Raw genomic sequence first — 16,590 nt, 5'->3', positions numbered from 1 at the left:
TGTGACGCAGGTCTCGCATCCATCGCGGGCGGGCCGCTAGGGTTGCGCCGAGTCCCACCCCCTGTGGGGCTCCGCGTCGATCCGGGCGGCCCGCCCGCGCGTTGTCGTCCCCCAACCGAACACGAGAGAGGACGTCCGCTCCGCAGCCGCCCCCGCACAGCCGAGGTCCCTCCCGTGACATCTGGATGCCCCCGCGCGAAGCTGTACCACCACGAAGCGCGACCCGACCCCTACGCCGTGTACGAACGCATGCGCGCCGAGCACGGACCGGTGGTCCCGGTGGAGCTCGAACCCGGTGTGCACGGGTGGCTCGTCACCGACTACACCACCCTCATCGCGTGGTCGCGGGACACCACCACGTTCGGGCACGACGCCCGCCTGTGGAAGGACTTCCACGAGGGCCGCGTCAGCGCCGACGCGGCGGTCCTGCCCATGATGGCCCCCCGCCCCAACGCGCTCTTCGTGGACGGGACCGAGCACCAGCGCTACCGCAGGGCGATCACGGACAGCCTCGGCGCGATCAGCTCCGACCGCTGGGTCGAGGTCACCGCCCGCTACGCCAACGGGCTCATCGACCAGTTCTGCGAGCGCGGCCGGGCCGACGTCCTCAACGAGTACGCCCGGATGCTCCCGCTCCTCGTCATCAACGAGCTGTTCGGGTTCGACCGCGACCAGGGCGTGCGCTTCGTCGAGGCCATGCGCAACCTGTGGCTGGGGGTCGACACCGAGCGGTCCAACTCCCAGGCCGAACTGGCGCTCTCCGAGGTGGTCACCGCCAAACACCGCGAACCCGGCGACGACGTCACCACCCGCCTGATCCGGCACCGCGCCGCGCTCACCGACGAGGAGGTGATCATGCAGCTCCTGCTGGTGGTCGCCGCCGCCAACGAGCCGACCGCCAACCTCATCAACGCGGGCGTGCGCGAGGTCCTGGCCGACCCCAACGCTCCGACCGACCGCGCGCCCTCCCCGACGATGCTGGCCGACATCGTCGACCGGGTGCTGTGGCGCGACCCGCCCATCACCAACTACCCCGTCATCTACCCGCGCGTGGACGTGCCGCTCGGCGGCGGCCGCACCATCGAGGCGGGTTCCCCGATCCTGCTGGGCTTCGCCGCGGCCAACCGCTTCTACGTGGAGGAGAACGCGGAGCGGATGGAGGAGTCCCGCAACCGGGCCCACGTGGCCTGGGGCGCCGGGCCGCACCGCTGTCCGGCGCGCGAGGAGGCCACCACGATCACGATGGTCGCGCTGCGCACCCTCCTCGACCGCCTGCCGGGGCTCAGGGTGGAGGTGCCGCCGGAGGACCTGCGCTGGCAGCTGTCCGCCCTGTCCTGGATCCCCGTCACCCTTCCCGTGCAGTTCACCCCCCAGATCCCCCCGCCCCCCACCCCCGTCGAAGGAACTCCATGGACCGCGTCAGACTCGCGCCCGGAAACCTCCGCGCGCAGAGCACCCACCTCCGGAAGATCGCCCCTGTCGTCCCTGTCCGCCTTCCTGGTGAGGTTGACGCGTGGGTCGTGACCACCCACGAGGCCGTCAGCGCGGCCCTGGCCGACCCGCGCGTGCAGAAGGACAAGAAGTACTGGACCGCCTTCAACGCCGGGGAGATCCCGGCGGACTGGCCGCTGATCTCGTGGATCATCAACGAGAACATGCTGTCCAAGGACGGTGAGGACCACACCCGTCTGCGTCGGCTGGTCTCCAAGGCCTTCACCCCGCGCCGGGTCGAGCTGCTCCGCGAGGGGGTCGTCGCCATCGTCGAGTCGCTCCTGGACGACCTGGAGAGGGCGGCCGAGGAGAGCCCGGACGGGGTCGTGGACCTGCGCGCCGTCGTCTCCCAGCCGCTGCCGCTCACCGTGATCAGCGAGCTGTTCGGGGTGGACGAGGCGACGCGGCCCCGGCTGCACGGGCCGGTCGGCGTCTTCTTCGACCAGAGCGTCACCCCCGAGGAGGCGATGGCCACCTTCTTCGAGCTGTGGGGCGTGCTCACCGAACTGGTGGAGACCAAGCGCGCCGCACCCGGCGACGACCTGACCACCGCCCTCATCGCCGCCCGCGACGAGGAGGACCGGCTCACCGAGGACGAGCTCATCTGGAACCTGGTGCTGTTCATCAGCGCCGGATACGAGACCACGATGAACCTGATCTCCAACGCGGTGCGGGCGCTCACGAACCACCGCGACCAGCTCGACCTGGTCGTGGCGGGAAAGGTGGAGTGGTCCAGGGCCGTCGAGGAGGTGCTCCGCTGGGACCCGCCCGGCCAGTACGTGCCGATGCGCTACACGACGGAGGACCTGGAACTGGCGGGGGTGCCGGTCCCCAAGGGCGAACCGCTCCTGCTCGGCTACGGCTCGGCCAGCCGGGACGACGCGCGCCACGGGCCCACCTCCGAGGAGTTCGACGTCACCCGTGAGGACAGCTCGCACCTGTCCTTCTCCCACGGCCGCCACTACTGCCTGGGGGCGAGCCTGGCCCGGATGGAGGTGAACGAGGTGCTGCCGCGCCTGTTCGCGCGCTTCCCGGACCTGGACGTGGCGGTGGACGACGCCGACCTGGTCCCGGCCCCGTCGATCATCGCCTCCGGGGTCGACGCCCTCCCGGTCCGGCTGCGCTGACCCTGCCCCTCGATCCCGTCGGAGGTCACCCCGGTGGCCCCGGCGGGATTCGCGCATGTCAGGGATGATTCCGGGGGATGTGTGACCGACGGCAACGGGGTTGGCACCTCCGGGAGAGCACCGAGGAGCGGGTCCCGCCTCCTAGACTCGGCAGGGTCCCCCGACCTCCTCCCGACGACCCCCTGCCCTGTCCCGCCCTCCTCCCACGGAAGGCCCCCTCCCCCGAAGAGGATCGCGCGCACATGAACAGTTCGGAATCCGACCCCGGCCGTGTCCTGGTCAACCGGTACCGCCTGGACGAGGTCATCGGCGCGGGCGGCATGGGCCGGGTCTGGCGCGGCACGGACACCCTGTTGGACCGCCCGGTCGCGGTCAAGGAGCTGACCACGCCGCCGAGCCTGCCCCCGCACGAGGTCGACGTCCTGCGCACCCGCATGATCCGCGAGGCCCGCAGCGCCGCCCAGCTCAGCCACCCCTCCATCATCACCGTGTTCGACGTGGCCGAGGAGGACGGCCGCCCGTGGATCGTGATGGAGCTCGTCCGGGGGCCCTCCCTCGGGGACCTCATCAAGGACGAGGGAGCGCTGGAGGTCCCCCGCGCCGCCAACGTCGGTGAGCAGATGGCCGCCGGTCTGGCCGAGGCGCACGACCGCGGCATCGTGCACCGCGACATCAAGCCCGGCAACGTGCTCATCGCCGGGAACGACCGCGCCGTCCTCACCGACTTCGGCATCGCCCACCTGGACGGTTCCACCCACCTGACCAGCACCGGACTGCTGATCGGGTCACCGAGCTACCTCGCCCCGGAGATCGCGCACGGCCGCGCGGCCACCCCCGCCTCCGACATGTGGGCGCTGGGCATCACCCTCTACCAGGCGGTGGAGGGCGCGCTGCCGTTCGACCGCCCCACCCCGATGGCCACCCTGACCGCCATCGTCACCCAGGACCTCCCGGAGACCCCCAACGCGGGCGCGCTCCGTCCGGTCCTGGAGGCCCTCACGGAGAAGCGGCCCGAGGACCGGCCGTCGGTCAACGAGGTCCGTGCCCTCCTGCGGGAGATCCGGGACTCCGGTTCGACGAGCACCACCATGCTGGCTCCCTCCCTGGGACCGGCTCCGGAGGACCCCTCGGAAGGGAACCGGGTCACCGACCAGGGCACCGCGCACCGCGCGGTCGGCGCCGCCGAGGCCGCTCCCGCACCCGCGCCGCCGCTCGCCGACATCCCCCGGCGCCCCCGGGAGCACACGGCCGGATCACGGGGCCGGACGCTGCTGGTCGCGGCGGCCGCCGTCGTCCTGCTGCTGGCGGTCGGCGCGACCACGCTGTTCGTCAGCATGAACCGTTCGGACGACGCCGACGCCGGGCTGGCCGGTTCCAGTGAGGAACAGGCCGCCGGAGGCGCCCCGGAGGAGGATCCCGCCGAGGAGGGCTCCGAGACCCCCGCCGAGGGCGGGGACGGCGCGGACGAGGAGGCGGCGGAGGAAGAGGAGGAGCAGGAGGACGACCAGTGGGACTTCCTCGACCGCCACGAGGACTCCAGCGGCTTCTCCGTGGACGTCCCCGGGAACTGGGAGGTCGACCGCCAGGGCCACATGGTCTACTTCCGCAACCCGGACGGCGGATACCTGCTGGTCGACCAGACGGCCAACCCCAACGACGACGCCGGTGACGACTGGCGCGACTTCGAGCCGACCGGCCGTCAGAACTTCTCCGGCTACTCGCTGATCGGTATCGAGGACGTGGACACGGCCTGGGCCGACGACTACGTCAGCGCCGCCGACTGGGAGTTCACCTTCAGCGGCCGCGACGGCGAGATGCACGCCATCAACCGAGGCTTCCACACCGAGGACGTCGGATACGCCCTGTTCCTGGTGAGCGCCGACGAGCAGGACTACAACCACGAACTCCTCGACCGCATCTCCGAGTCCTTCGAGCCCGCCTCCTAGGAGCCCGGGGGCAGGACGGCCGAACCGGCGCCATGGTTGAAGCCGCCCGCCTCGTCCCGCGTGAGCGAGGGCGTGGGCGGGTGGCCGCGCAGGTGTTCGATCGCGCGCTCCAGGTCGGCCAGGAACAGGTCGGCCATGTCGTGGCTGAAACCGTGCCGCACCAGTACGCGCTGGATGACCTCGTCCTGGCGGCCGGCGGGCAGCGGGTAGGCCGGGACCAGCCAGCCCCGGGTGCGCAGGCGGTCCGCCAGGTCGTACAGGGTGAAGGGCTCGTCGCCGACCATCCGCCACGCCACGGCGCTGATGCCCCGGTCCGGGTCGCCGCCGTGGATGATCTCGAACGGACCCATCGCGGCCACCCGCTCGGCCAGGTGCCGCGCGGTCTCCAGCTGGGCCCCGTGCACGAGCCGGTAGCCCTCGTGGCCCAGACGGACGAAGTCGTAGTACTGCGAGATCACCTGCCCGCCGGGGCGCGAGAAGTTCAGGCTGAAGGTGGCCTCGGTCCCGCCCAGGTAGTTGACCTGGAACACGAGGTCCTCCGGCAGGTCCTCGGCGGTGCGCCAGACCGCCCAGCCCGCGCCGAGCGGGGCCAGGCCGGTCTTGTGCCCGGAGGCGTTGACGGAGCGGACGCGGGGCAGCCGGAAGTCCCACACCAGGTCGGGGTTGGAGAACGGGGCGACGAACGCGCCGTTGGCGCCGTCCACGTGGATGCGGATGTCGTGGCCGGTGCGCTCCTCGAACCGGTCGAGGGCGGCGGCGATGCCCCGGACGTCCTCGAACAGCCCGGTGAAGGTCTGACCGAAGTTGCAGACCACCATGATGGTGTTCTCGTCGCAGTGGCGGTCGACGTCGTCCGGTTCCATCAGGTACCGGTCGCCGCGCAGGGGGACCTGGCGGAGCTCGACGTCGAAGTAGCGGGCGAACTTCTCCCAGCACACCTGGACCGGACCGCAGACGAGGTTGGGCCGGTCGGCGGGTTTGCCCTCCGCCGCGCGGCGCCGGCGCCAGGCGAACTTGGCCGCCAGGCCGCCGAGCATGGCGGCCTCGCTGGAGCCGGTGGTGGAGGTGCCCGGGGCCCCGGCCGGGTCGGGGGAGTGCCACAGGTCGGCCAGCATGCGCACGCAGCGCTTCTCCAGCTCCGCCGTCTGCGGGTACTCGTCCTTGTCGATCATGTTCTTGTCGAGCGACTCGTCCATGAGCCGGTGCACCTCGGGCTCCACCCAGGTGGTGCAGAAGGTGGCGAGGTTCATCCGGGAGACGCCGTCGAGTATGAGCTCGTCGTGGACCAGCTGGTAGGCCACCCGCGCCTCGGTGCCCCGCCGGGGGAAGCCCTCCTTGGGCGCGCCGTGGCGCATCAGCCGCTCCGCGTAGACGTCGGCGTCGCCCTCGTGATCGCCCATCGATCCCCCCTGTCACCGTGACCGGTCACCAGTATGCGATCCGGAACCCCGATGAGCTGGGAGGACCCGCGCGGGGTCACCCCTCGTCGATGAGTCTGGCGTCGTGCACGAGGAGGGCGATCTGCACGCGGTTGTTCAGGTCCAGCTTGGTCAGGACACTCGACACGTGGGTCTTGACCGTCGGCACGCTCAGGAACAGCCGCGCGGCGATGTCCGCGTTGGACCGCCCCTCGCCCACCGCCACCGCAACCTCGGTCTCCCGCGCGTTCAGCAGTGACAGGCGGGCCCGGGCCCGGTCCGCGCGCCCTCCCTGGTCGCTCTGGGCGACCCGGTCCATCAGCCGCCGCGTGACGTTCGGGGACAGCACGGGAAACCCCCGGGCCACCCGCCGGACCGACTCCACGATCTCCTCCGGCGGGGTGTCCTTGAGCAGGAACCCGGCCGCCCCCGCCCGCAGGGCGCGCAGCACGTGTTCGTCGGCGTCGAAGGTGGTGAGCACCAGCACCTCCGGCGGGTCGGGCAGCGCCCGCAGCCTCTCGGTGGCGGTCAGCCCGTCCACCGTGGGCATGCGGATGTCCATCAGGACCACGTCCGGGGCGTGCCGCTCGACGAGCTCCTGGACCGCCGCCCCGTCCTCGGCCTCCGCGAGCACGCGCACGTCCGGGGCGCCGCCCATCATCATCACCAGGCCGACCCGCACCAGGGCGTCGTCGTCGACGATCACCACACCGATCCGACGGTCCACGTCCCGCTCCGTTTCGCTCATGAGGGCCACGGTAGCCAGGCGGACAGGCGCCAGCCACCACCGGCGGTCGGGCCGTACTCCAGGCGGCCGGAGGCGAGGGAGACCCGCTCGGTCAGGCCGACCATGCCCTGACCGCCCCCGGGCGCCTCCGGGGCGCGGACGGCGGGTCCGTTGCCCACCTCCACGTTCAGCCCCCGGCCCGGGGACCCGGAGATCCGCACGGACGTGCGGGCGCCGGGCGCGTGCTTGCGGGCGTTGGTCAGCCCCTCCTGGACGATCCGGTACGCCGCGCGCCCGGTGCGCTCGGGGACCTCGCCCGAGTACTCCTCCACGAAGTCCACCCCGGCTCCGGTGTCCCCGGCCTCGGCCACCAGCTGGGCCAGGTCGGCCATGGTGGGCTGGGGGAGCTCGCCCACCGGGGCGCGCAGCACGCCGATCACCTCGCGCAGGTCCTGGAGGGCCTGGTGTGCGCTCTCCCGGATCACCCCGGCGGACCGGGCGACCTCCTCGGCGGGGGCGTCCGGCCGGTACTCCAGGGCGCCAGCGTGCACGCTGAGCAGCGACAGCCGGTGCCCCAGGACGTCGTGGATCTCCCGGGCGATGGACTCGCGGACCCGGTGCTGGGCCTGCTCGGCGCGCAGCTGCGCCTCGGCCTCGGCGTGCGCGGCCCGCTCCCGCAGGGAGTCGAACAGCTGGCGCCGGTGCTGCACCGACAGGCCCCACCCGGCGGCCGCTCCCTGGAACACCGCGCCCAGCAGGAACGTGGTCACCACGGGGGTCCCGTACGGGTCGGGGTGGACCAGGGCGCCCACGTAGGAGGAGAGGAAGCTCAGACCGAGCACCGTGAGCCCCACCCTGGGAGGGCGGTGGACGCACAGGGAGAACAGGGCGACGAGCATCGCCCCTCCGGCCAGCGGGAACACCCCGGAGACCACGACCAGGCCCACCGCGATCCCCACCGGCCAGCGGCGCCGCCACCACAGGGACGCGCAGCAGGCCAGGGCGACCAGCTGCTCGGTGACGCGCAGGGGGTCGGGCGGGGTCGGGGGCGGGGGTTCGCCGGGCAGGGTCACCGCGCCCAGGAGCCCGAAGCCCAGGGCGGTCAGGAACATCAGGGTGTCCACGACCCAGTCCCGCGCGCCGCGCCGGTACCGCTGCCGGGAGGAGGTCGTCTCGTTCATCGTCTCGGAGTCTAGGGAGTGGAGGCCGCGCAGGTGGGGGGACGGGGCGGACTCGATACCGAAGGCCGCGCGGGACGCTACTTTGGTCGTGCGGGGACCACCCCCGCGGCCGATCCGCCGGAGGGGAGCCGCTGCCTAGGGTCGTGCCATGCGCACCGCACTCCAGGGCCTGGGCGCCCTCCTCACCCTCATGGGGATCAGTGGGGCCGTCGACCACCTCTGGACCCAGCCGATCCTCGGGATCGTGCTCAACTCCTTCAACCGCCTGGTGGTCCGGAACGTCGCGGCGCTCCAGGAGAACGCCCTGCTCGCCAACCTGGGGCTGGCCGCCTGCGGGATCGTCCTCGTCGTCGCCGTGGAGTCGCTGACCGCCTCCCGGAGGCGCGGCTGAGGGGACGGTGTCCGGGTGGTTCCACCGTTTCGCGCTCGTTCCGCCCCCGGGAGTGGGTACCGTCAGCAGGCGGAGCACCCGCGCGTGAACCTGGGGGATCACCCGATGAGCACACTGGTCACCGGCGCCACCGGACAGGTGGGTCGACGTGTCCTGACCGAACTGCGCAGACGCGGCCTGCCCGCCGCCGGTGCCTCCAGGGACGGTGAGGTGCGGCTGGACTGGACCGACACCACCAGCTGGGAACCGGCGCTGAAGGGGGTGGAGAGCCTCTTCGTGACGGTTCCCATGGCCAGCGGGCTGGCCGACCGGGCCGGGGCCTTCCTGGAGAGGGCGGCCGGGGCGGGGGTCCGGACGGCGGTGCTGACCACCGCGATGGGGACCGAGGACGGGCCGCCCGACTCCGAACAGCGCGTGTTGGAGCGCCGGGTCCGCGAGCTGTTCGACCACTGGACGGTGGTCCGCCCCAACTGGCTGGACCAGGACTTCACCGAGGGCCTCTTCGCCCGGCTGGCGCGCTCGCGCAACGGGCGGCTGGAGCTTCCGCTGCGCAAGCGCGCGGAGGTCAGCTTCGTGGACGCGCGCGACGTCGCCCACACCGTCGTCGCGGCCCTCACCGACGACTCCCTGCACGGGCGCGAGTACACGCTCACCGGCCCCGCCCCCGTCTCCTTCCGCGACTTCGTGCGGATGACCAAGGGGACGGAGAGCCCCGTGTGGCGGTACAAGAAGGTCGATGAGGCCGGGTTCTACTTCCGGGCCACCAACATGGGCTGGTCGGACCGGTACGTGGACACCCTCAACGAGCGGTTCCGGGCCGTCGCCAACGGCCGGGCCGCCGTGGTCACCGAGGACGTCCGCCGAGCCCTGGGCCGCGACCCCGTCCCCGTGGCCAAGTTCGTACGCGAGTCCGTGCACTGACGCGCCGGACGCCCGCCTCCCCGGTGCGGGAGACGGGCGTCCGGGCGGGGCGGCGGCCTACTTGAGGAGCTGGCGGGCCATCACCATGCGCTGGATCTGGTTGGTGCCCTCGTAGATCTGGGTGATCTTGGCGTCGCGCATCATGCGCTCCAGCGGGAAGTCCTTCACGTAGCCGGCGCCGCCCAGCAGCTGCACGGCGTCGGTGGTGATCTCCATGGCGGCGTCGGAGGCGAAGCACTTGGCGGCGGCGCCGTAGAAGGCGAGGTCGTCGTCCCCGCGCTCGGACTTGGCGGCGGCCACGTAGACCATCTGCCGGGCGGTCTCCAGCTTCATGGCCATGTCCGCGAGCATGAACTGGATGCCCTGGAAGTCGGCGATCGACTTCCCGAACTGCTTGCGCTCCTTCACGTAGGCCACGGCGTGGTCCAGGGCGCCCTGGGCGATGCCGACGGCCTGCGCGCCGATGGTGACGCGGGTGTGGTCCAGGGTGCGCAGGGCGATCTTCAGGCCCTCGCCCGGCGCGCCGACCATGCGGTCACCGGGGAGGTGGACGTCGTCGAAGAACAGCTCGCGGGTGGGGGAGCCCTTGATGCCGAGCTTGCGCTCGGGCTCGCCCAGGGTGAACCCGGCGTCGTCGGCGTGGACCACGAACGCGGAGATGTTGCGGCCGCGCCTGCCCTCGGGGTCGGTGACGGCCAGGACGGTGTAGTACTCGCTGACACCGGCGTTGGTGATCCAGGACTTCTGGCCGTTCAGGACCCAGTCGTCGCCCTTGGGGGTGGCCAGGCTGCGCATGGAGGCCGTGTCGGAACCGGCCTCGCGCTCGGACAGGCCGTAGGAGAACATCGCCTCGCCGCGCGCGACCGGCGGCAGGTAGCGCTGCTTGACCTCCTCGGAGGCGCCGAGGATCAGCGGCATGGTGCCGAGCTTGTTCACCGCCGGGATGAGGGAGGAGGAGGCGCACACGCGGGCGACCTCCTCGATGATGACGCAGGTGGCGAGCGCGTCGGCGCCCACGCCCTCGTAGTCCTCGGAGATGTGCGCGGCGTGGAAGTCGGTGGCGACCAGGGCGTCCAGGGCGTCCTGCGGGAAGGCGGACCGCTCGTCCACCTCGGCGGCGTGCGGGGCGATCTTGTCCTCGGCCACGGAGCGGACCGCCGCCCGCAGTTCCTCGTGCTCCTCGTTGGTCTTGAACAGGTCGAAGTCGCCCATCACGCTCTCCTCGGTCTGGCACCGCGTGCCTGAATATGGCATTCGGTGCCAGGGTAGGAGATGATCGGGACGAAGTACACAGACGGGGTCGGATACCTTGGCGCCGGGAAGGGGAGGTGGGCGTGGCGACGACACGTGTGTCGACCCGCGAGGCCGTGCTGGCGGCCGTGCGACTGTTCACCGACGAGGGCTTCGACGGCACCACCATGGACGGCATCGCCGCCGCCACGGGCGTGAGCCGACGCAGCCTCTTCCGCAGGTTCGGCTCCAAGGAGGACCTCCTCTTCGCCGAGCACGACGAGCTCTTCGAGACGGTCGTGCGCTACATGGACGCCTCCCCCGCGCCCCCCGCGGACACGGTGGCCGCCGCCGCGCGCCTGGTCTTCCAGGGCTACGTCCGCGACCCCGAGATCACCGTCCCCCGGTACCGGCTGGTCCGCGCCCACCCCCGGCTGCGGGACCGGGAGGTGGCGATGACCGCGCGCTACCAGGCCGCGTTCAGCCGCTACCTGGCCCACAGCGCCGGGGAGGACCGCCCGTCCCTGGAGGTCGAGATGGTCGCCGCCGCCGTCATCGCCGCCCACAACCACGTGCTGCGCGGCTGGCTGCGCGAGCCGGACGACGGACGGGTGTGGGACCGCTTCGACGCGGCGATGACCAGGGTCACCGACCTCGCCGCGCCCCTGCTCGGCGGCCCCGGCGGCGCGCGTGGGCGGGCTGCCGACGCCCGAGGGGAACGGGTCCTCGTGGCGGTCTACCCGCGCGGAGCGGACACCTCCGACCTGCTGCGACGGGTCTCCGAGGCGGTCGAGCGGGACCGCTAGCCCGATCGGGTCCCAGCCACGTCCGCGCGCGCGTAGGCTGGACGGGGCCGAAAGCAGGGCAGCGAACGAGGCGGGGCGGACAGCGCAGATGAGCGTGGACACGGCGGGAGCGACCAAGCAGGAGTCCGAGGTCGCCCATGAGGCGGAGCGGCGGCGGACCTTCGCGGTCATCTCGCACCCCGACGCCGGTAAGTCGACGCTCACCGAGGCGCTGGCGCTGCACGCCGCGGCCATCTCCTCCGCCGGCGCGGTGCACGGCAAGGGCGACCGCAAGGGCGTCACCTCGGACTGGATGGACATGGAGCAGGACCGGGGGATCTCCATCACCTCGGCCGCGCTGCGCATCGACTACGACGACCGCGTCCTCAACCTGCTGGACACCCCCGGCCACGCCGACTTCTCCGAGGACACCTACCGGGTGCTCTCGGCGGTCGACTGCGCGATCATGCTGCTGGACTCGGCCAAGGGCTTGGAGCCGCAGACCCTCAAGCTCTTCGACGTGTGCCGCGCCCGCAGGATGCCGGTCATCACGTTCGTCAACAAGTGGGACCGCCCGGGCCGCGAGCCGCTGGAGCTCCTCGACGAGATCGAGCAGCGCATCGGCCTGCGCCCGACCCCGCTGAACTGGCCGGTCGGCATCGCGGGCGACTTCCGCGGCCTGGTCGACCGCACCAGCGGCACGTACACCAAGATGACCCGGACCCCCGGCGGCGCCCAGAAGGCGATCGAGGAGGTCCTGGACGCCGACCGCGCCGCCGAGGTCGAGCTGGACGCCTGGGAGCAGGCCCAGGAGGAGATCGAGCTCCTGGAGGCGCTGGGCGCCGACTTCGACCACGAGTCCTTCATGGCGGGCGAGTCCTCCCCGGTGCTGTTCGGCGCCGCGCTGTCCAACTTCGGGGTGGGCCAGCTGCTGGACACGGTCGTGGGCCTGGCCCCCGCGCCGTCGGCCAAGGTCGACGACAAGGACCGGCCGCGCAGGGTGGAGCAGCCCTTCTCCGGCCAGGTCTTCAAGATGCAGGCCAACATGGACAAGAACCACCGGGACCGGATGGCGTTCGTGCGGGTCAGCTCGGGCCGGTTCGACCGGGGGATGGTGCTCACGCACGCGCCCACCGGCCGCCCCTTCGCCACCAAGTACACCCAGGCCGTCTTCGGCTCGGACCGCTCCACCATCGACACGGCCTACCCGGGTGACGTGATCGCCCTGGTCAACGCGCACGCGCTGGCGGTGGGGGACACCCTCTTCGACGGCCCGAAGGTCGCCTTCCCGCCGATCCCCAGCTTCGCTCCCGAGCACTTCGTGGTGGCGCGCGCGGTGGACGCGGGCAAGTACAAGCAGTTCCAGCGCGGTATCGCCCAGCTCGACGCCGAGGGCGTGGTGCAGGTGCTCACCTCCGACGTGCGAGGCGAGCAGGCCCCGGTGCTGGCGGCGGTCGGCCCGCTCCAGTTCGACGTCGTCAGGCACCGGATGGAGCAGGAGTTCCGCAGCCCGATCGAGGCCTCCCCGCTGGAGTACTCGGTGGCGCGGCGCACCGACGAGGAGTCCGCGCCGACCCTGCACTCCCTGTCCGGGGCCGAGGTCCTGCGCCGCCGCTCGGACGGTGAACTGCTGGTGCTGGTCCACAACAAGTGGCGGCTGCGCGTGATCGAGCGGGACCACCCGTCGCTGTTCATGCAGGCGTTGCTCGCCGGTGGTGTCGACGAGGGCGAGTAACGCCCCGTCACCCGCTGTCAACGCGGGGGTCGGATTCTCCGGCATTGCGCGAAGTCATTGTTTACCGGCGGTGAATGCCGGTCACCCGTTGTCGACTTCGGTCACGTTCGGTGCGCCATTCGCGGTGCCTCGTTCGGGCCCCTCGGCCCGGACGTGACGAGAGGGACGAATACCACGTCGGGGAAGAGTGTGAACTCTCGTGCGCGGGGCACATACCGAGGTCCCCGGAGCGCCGGGGGACGGCGCCCGCCGAGTCGCCGCCGCACCCGGACCGGGGCGGCAGAGGCCAAGATCACCGAGTCGGGGGTGCCCCGCCTCAGCCCTTGTGATCAGGGCGAAGGTACTCTGATAGCAGGCCGCTAGGGCGTGTTCGAACACCTGGCCGCACCGAGTTCTGTTCGGGTATGTCCGCATCTGTGAAGTGCGGGCCGAAGGACGGGCCCACGTGCGTCCCGCGTGGGGTTCGGTGCGCCCAGGGGACCGGTTCAGGAGACCAGGGACGGGTGGCGGGAGAACCCCGCCGGCGTCCGTGAAGTCTCAGGGCGATCACGGCGTTATCGACGTTCGGCAAAGTCTGTAAATCTTCACTCGGTGGTAATTCTGATCACGTCTGGGTATGTGTTGCATGTCACCTGTTCGTGAATCGGTGAAACTTATATGATTTTGCTTAACCGTCGTTTAACAAAACAGAACAATAACGAGTGAACAAGTCGCGGCGGCGGATCGCCTCGCGTCTGACGCACCTCACGTATCCCCCGCCTGGAAAGGTTGACCTCGGGCATGAGCGATGACAAAGAGCGCACGGTGGAGCTCCACTACGAGGGCGGCGTGCTGAAGCTGCCGGTTTTCACCGGTACCGAGGGTGAGAGCACCATCGAGCTGAAGACCCTGCTGGGGTCGACCGGTATGACGACCCTGGACCCGGGGTTCGGCAACACCGCTTCGTGTAGCTCGAAGATCACCTACATCGATGGGGCCGCGGGCATCCTGCGTTATCGCGGGTACCCGATCGAGGACCTCGCGGTGCACAGCACCTTCCTTGAGACCGCCTACCTGGTGATCTACGGCGAGCTGCCGGAGCCCGGCCAGCTCAAGGAGTTCTCCGAGAAGCTGCGCGACAACGCCGACATCCCGGCCGAGATGGGCGCCTTCATCGACGCGATGCCCCGCAACGGGCACCCCATGTCGCTGATCGCGAGCGCCGTGAACACCCTCGCCGCGTACTACGACGACAGCGTGGACCCGGACGACGAGGACCAGGTCGAGCTCGCCACGATCCGGCTGATGGCCAAGCTGCCGACGATCGCGGCCCGCATCTACCGCAACTCCATCGGTGAGACGCCGATCGAGCCGGACTCCTCGCTCGACTACGTCGACAACTTCATCCGGATGACCTTCGGCGACAAGGCTCCCACCGGTGAGCTCGGCGAGCTGTTCAACAAGGCCGTCGGCATGCTGCTGGTGCTGCACGCCGACCACGAGCTGAACTGCTCCACCGCCACCGTGCGCGTGGTCGGTTCCTCCAAGGCCGACATCTACGCCAGCGTCGCCTCGGGCGTCAACGCCCTGTCCGGCCCCTCCCACGGCGGCGCCAACCAGGCCGTCCTGGAGATGCTGGAGGAGATCCGCGACTCGGGCATCTCGATCGAGGACTTCCTGGAGAAGGTCAAGGCCCGCGAGATGCGTCTCATGGGCTTCGGCCACCGGGTCTACAAGAACTTCGACCCGCGCAGCAAGGAGATCAAGGTTCTGGCCAGCCAGATCCTCGACCGCCACGACAACCCCGACGAGCTCTTCGCGCTGGCCCTCAAGCTCGAGGCCGCCGCGCTCCAGGACTCGTACTTCACGGAGCGCAAGCTCTACCCGAACGTCGACTTCTACACCGGCGTCATCTACCGCACCATGGGCTTCCCGAGCAACATGTTCACCGTGCTGTTCGCCATCGGCCGCCTGCCCGGCTGGGTCGCCCACTACCGCGAGCAGCTGACCGACCCGGCCTTCCGGATCGCCCGCCCGCGTCAGCACTACGTCGGCTCCGCCGAGCGCCGCTACCCCGGCCAGGGGTAGCCCCCGCCGCAGTGCCCCGACCGCCCGCCCACGTCACCGACGAGGGCGGGCGGTCGTGTGTCCGGGCCGACTCGGCGCGTACTCCGCACCACCTCGTGCCAGGTGAAGAACTTCCCTTTCCGTGTATTTTGCGTACTTTCTGTCATCCGTATGCGACGTTGAGGGAAGTTGCAGAGGGTGACCCCGCATCGCGCGGGACCCACACGAGGAAGGGGGCCTGGTCATGGTCCGGTACGCGTTGACAGGCGACATACTCGGAGAGCTGAGCCGGCACTGGTGGGTCCTGGTCGTACGCGGTGTGCTCGCGGTGGTCTTCGGTCTGGTGGCCCTCGTCTGGCCGGGCGCGAGCCTGCTCGCCCTGGCGATCATCTTCGGTGTCTTCGCTCTGGTGGACGGGGTCGCGCTCGCGTTCACCGCCTACCGCGCCGCCCCGGGGAGCCGGATGCCGCTGGGCGTCCAGGCCGGTCTGAGCATCGTCCTTGGTCTGCTCGCCCTCACCTGGCCGATGGCCGCGGTCATCGCCATCGTCTTCCTGATCGGTGCGTGGGCGATCGTCACCGGTGTCGCGGAGATCGTCACCGCCGTGCGCCTGCGCGCCCGCATCAGCTCCGAGTGGCTGCTGATCTTCGTCGGCGCCCTCTCGGTGATCTTCGGCCTGCTGATGTGGTTCTGGCCGCTGGCGGGCGCCGAGGCGATCATGCTGGTCGTCGGTGTCTACGCCATCGTGTTCGGTGTGGTCATGGCGGTCGCGGGCTTCCAGCTGCGCGGTGCCTCGGACGGCGCGGTGACCACCGGTGAGCAGGACACCGTCGCGGACGCCGGCCTCGACGACGCCGACGACGCCGAGGACGGGACGGAGGCCGCCGAGCGGCCCGGAGCGGAGGCCACCGGTGACGCCGACCGCCCGGTGAGCGCGTTCGACGAGGGGTACGCGGGCGGCTACACCGACGGCTACCGGGGCGAGGGACGTGACACCGGGCAGGAGCCCGGGGACGACGAGACGGCCGCGCCCCGCACGGGACGCCACCGGGCCCCGAAGGACGGCCGGAACGACCCCGGGACCCCGTAGGAGGGACGGAGCGGCTCAGCCGCCGCTGACGAGGAGGGGGCCGCGCCGGTCGACCTGGCTACCAGGGACGACCAGCGCGGCCTTCTCCTTCTGCCATGCCAGGAAGTGCGGGCTCCGCCGGTGCTCCGCCAGCGCCGCCTCGTCCGCGAACACCTCGTACACCCAGAAGGCGTCCGGGTCGTCGGGGGAGCCGACCACGTCGAAACGCAGGCATCCGGGCTCGCCCCGCAGGGCGTGCGCGGCGTTGCGGGAGATTCCGGCGAGGAAGTCCTCGCGGCGGCCGGGCAGGGCCCGGACCGAGATGACCAGTACGACGGGGGACGGGGACACGTGGGGCCCTTCCTGCTGGGGGGCGCCTCGAAAAGGCGCTGGACGCCCGGGGGAGGGCTGCCCTAGCCTAGGCCGCATGTACTTCCAGCAGATCTACGGCTAGGACCGGGCGTCCCCGACGCTCCGCGCCGCCCCCCGAGGGGACCGGCGCCCCTCAGGCCTACCCGTAGAC

14 protein-coding genes are annotated in these 16,590 nt (G+C 71.3%); 9 read left to right on the top strand and 5 right to left on the bottom strand.

What is annotated here, in order from left to right:
* Positions 1 to 237: 237 nt before the first annotated feature.
* The 3 genes from AC0VYL_RS25915 (at position 238) to AC0VYL_RS25905 (ending at position 4,564) form a co-directional block, all read left to right on the top strand.
* A complete protein-coding gene (locus AC0VYL_RS25915; RefSeq protein ID WP_475483579.1) occupies positions 238 to 1,524 on the top strand; it encodes a cytochrome P450 family protein in 1,287 nt (428 codons plus the stop codon).
* A complete protein-coding gene (locus AC0VYL_RS25910; protein ID WP_475481725.1) occupies positions 1,521 to 2,618 on the top strand; it encodes a cytochrome P450 family protein in 1,098 nt (365 codons plus the stop codon). Before AC0VYL_RS25915 ends, AC0VYL_RS25910 begins: the two co-directional genes overlap by 4 nt.
* A gap of 242 nt (positions 2,619 to 2,860) precedes the next feature.
* Positions 2,861 to 4,564 (top strand): serine/threonine-protein kinase, encoded by a 1,704-nt coding sequence (locus tag AC0VYL_RS25905; RefSeq protein ID WP_475481724.1) that lies wholly within the window; start codon positions 2,861 to 2,863, stop codon positions 4,562 to 4,564.
* Here AC0VYL_RS25905 and gad read toward each other — a convergent pair.
* From gad to AC0VYL_RS25890, 3 genes are all read right to left on the bottom strand, one after another.
* Complete coding sequence (gene gad / locus AC0VYL_RS25900; protein WP_475481723.1) at positions 4,561 to 5,964, bottom strand: glutamate decarboxylase; 1,404 nt, start codon at positions 5,962 to 5,964, stop codon at positions 4,561 to 4,563. The genes AC0VYL_RS25905 and gad overlap by 4 nt on opposite strands.
* 76 nt (positions 5,965 to 6,040) lie before the next feature.
* The gene (locus tag AC0VYL_RS25895) at positions 6,041 to 6,730 is read right to left on the bottom strand and encodes a response regulator transcription factor (protein WP_475456791.1); all 690 of its coding nucleotides are present in this window, start codon (positions 6,728 to 6,730) and stop codon (positions 6,041 to 6,043) included.
* Positions 6,727 to 7,890: a sensor histidine kinase gene (locus AC0VYL_RS25890; RefSeq protein WP_475456789.1), complete on the bottom strand. Its 1,164-nt coding sequence runs from the start codon at positions 7,888 to 7,890 to the stop codon at positions 6,727 to 6,729. The genes AC0VYL_RS25895 and AC0VYL_RS25890 overlap by 4 nt, the downstream gene beginning before the upstream one ends.
* Before the next feature lie 148 nt (positions 7,891 to 8,038).
* On the opposite strand from AC0VYL_RS25890, the gene AC0VYL_RS25885 reads away from it, so the two are divergent.
* Positions 8,039 to 8,281, top strand: a complete 243-nt coding sequence (locus AC0VYL_RS25885) for a hypothetical protein (protein WP_475481722.1) — start codon at positions 8,039 to 8,041, stop codon at positions 8,279 to 8,281.
* Positions 8,282 to 8,386: 105 nt separating this feature from the next.
* Positions 8,387 to 9,202: an NAD(P)H-binding protein gene (locus AC0VYL_RS25880; protein ID WP_475456785.1), complete on the top strand. Its 816-nt coding sequence runs from the start codon at positions 8,387 to 8,389 to the stop codon at positions 9,200 to 9,202.
* 57 nt (positions 9,203 to 9,259) lie between these two features.
* On the opposite strand, the gene AC0VYL_RS25875 is transcribed toward AC0VYL_RS25880, so the two are convergent.
* A complete protein-coding gene (locus AC0VYL_RS25875; protein ID WP_475456783.1) occupies positions 9,260 to 10,414 on the bottom strand; it encodes an acyl-CoA dehydrogenase family protein in 1,155 nt (384 codons plus the stop codon).
* Positions 10,415 to 10,530: 116 nt separating this feature from the next.
* Between AC0VYL_RS25875 and AC0VYL_RS25870 the strand changes: the two genes are divergently transcribed.
* The 4 genes from AC0VYL_RS25870 (at position 10,531) to AC0VYL_RS25855 (ending at position 16,088) form a co-directional block, all read left to right on the top strand.
* The gene (locus AC0VYL_RS25870) at positions 10,531 to 11,238 is read left to right on the top strand and encodes a TetR/AcrR family transcriptional regulator (protein WP_475481721.1); all 708 of its coding nucleotides are present in this window, start codon (positions 10,531 to 10,533) and stop codon (positions 11,236 to 11,238) included.
* Between the two features lie 88 nt (positions 11,239 to 11,326).
* A complete protein-coding gene (locus AC0VYL_RS25865; RefSeq protein WP_475456779.1) occupies positions 11,327 to 12,952 on the top strand; it encodes a peptide chain release factor 3 in 1,626 nt (541 codons plus the stop codon).
* Positions 12,953 to 13,732: 780 nt separating this feature from the next.
* A complete protein-coding gene (locus tag AC0VYL_RS25860; protein ID WP_475456777.1) occupies positions 13,733 to 15,019 on the top strand; it encodes a citrate synthase in 1,287 nt (428 codons plus the stop codon).
* A gap of 223 nt (positions 15,020 to 15,242) precedes the next feature.
* Positions 15,243 to 16,088 (top strand): HdeD family acid-resistance protein, encoded by an 846-nt coding sequence (locus tag AC0VYL_RS25855; protein ID WP_475456775.1) that lies wholly within the window; start codon positions 15,243 to 15,245, stop codon positions 16,086 to 16,088.
* 15 nt (positions 16,089 to 16,103) lie between these two features.
* Here AC0VYL_RS25855 and AC0VYL_RS25850 read toward each other — a convergent pair whose 3' ends face one another.
* Positions 16,104 to 16,418 (bottom strand): putative quinol monooxygenase, encoded by a 315-nt coding sequence (locus tag AC0VYL_RS25850; protein WP_475481720.1) that lies wholly within the window; start codon positions 16,416 to 16,418, stop codon positions 16,104 to 16,106.
* Positions 16,419 to 16,590: the final 172 nt, after the last annotated feature.

The organism is Nocardiopsis sp. iso_238 (genome assembly GCF_056173325.1).
Note: the sequence above shows the minus strand (reverse complement) of the source record. Positions and strands in the feature narration are given on the sequence as shown.

What these genes read in the sequence shown, in the direction of transcription:
- AC0VYL_RS25905 (WP_475481724.1), top strand. Translation starts at nt 2,861, where the DNA reads ATGAACAGTTCGGAATCCGACCCCGGCCGTGTCCTGGTCAACCGGTAC.
- gad (WP_475481723.1), bottom strand. Translation starts at nt 5,964, where the DNA reads ATGGGCGATCACGAGGGCGACGCCGACGTCTACGCGGAGCGGCTGATG.
- AC0VYL_RS25895 (WP_475456791.1), bottom strand. Translation starts at nt 6,730, where the DNA reads ATGAGCGAAACGGAGCGGGACGTGGACCGTCGGATCGGTGTGGTGATC.
- AC0VYL_RS25890 (WP_475456789.1), bottom strand. Translation starts at nt 7,890, where the DNA reads ATGAACGAGACGACCTCCTCCCGGCAGCGGTACCGGCGCGGCGCGCGG.
- AC0VYL_RS25885 (WP_475481722.1), top strand. Translation starts at nt 8,039, where the DNA reads ATGCGCACCGCACTCCAGGGCCTGGGCGCCCTCCTCACCCTCATGGGG.
- AC0VYL_RS25880 (WP_475456785.1), top strand. Translation starts at nt 8,387, where the DNA reads ATGAGCACACTGGTCACCGGCGCCACCGGACAGGTGGGTCGACGTGTC.
- AC0VYL_RS25875 (WP_475456783.1), bottom strand. Translation starts at nt 10,414, where the DNA reads ATGGGCGACTTCGACCTGTTCAAGACCAACGAGGAGCACGAGGAACTG.
- AC0VYL_RS25865 (WP_475456779.1), top strand. Translation starts at nt 11,327, where the DNA reads ATGAGCGTGGACACGGCGGGAGCGACCAAGCAGGAGTCCGAGGTCGCC.
- AC0VYL_RS25860 (WP_475456777.1), top strand. Translation starts at nt 13,733, where the DNA reads ATGAGCGATGACAAAGAGCGCACGGTGGAGCTCCACTACGAGGGCGGC.
- AC0VYL_RS25855 (WP_475456775.1), top strand. Translation starts at nt 15,243, where the DNA reads ATGGTCCGGTACGCGTTGACAGGCGACATACTCGGAGAGCTGAGCCGG.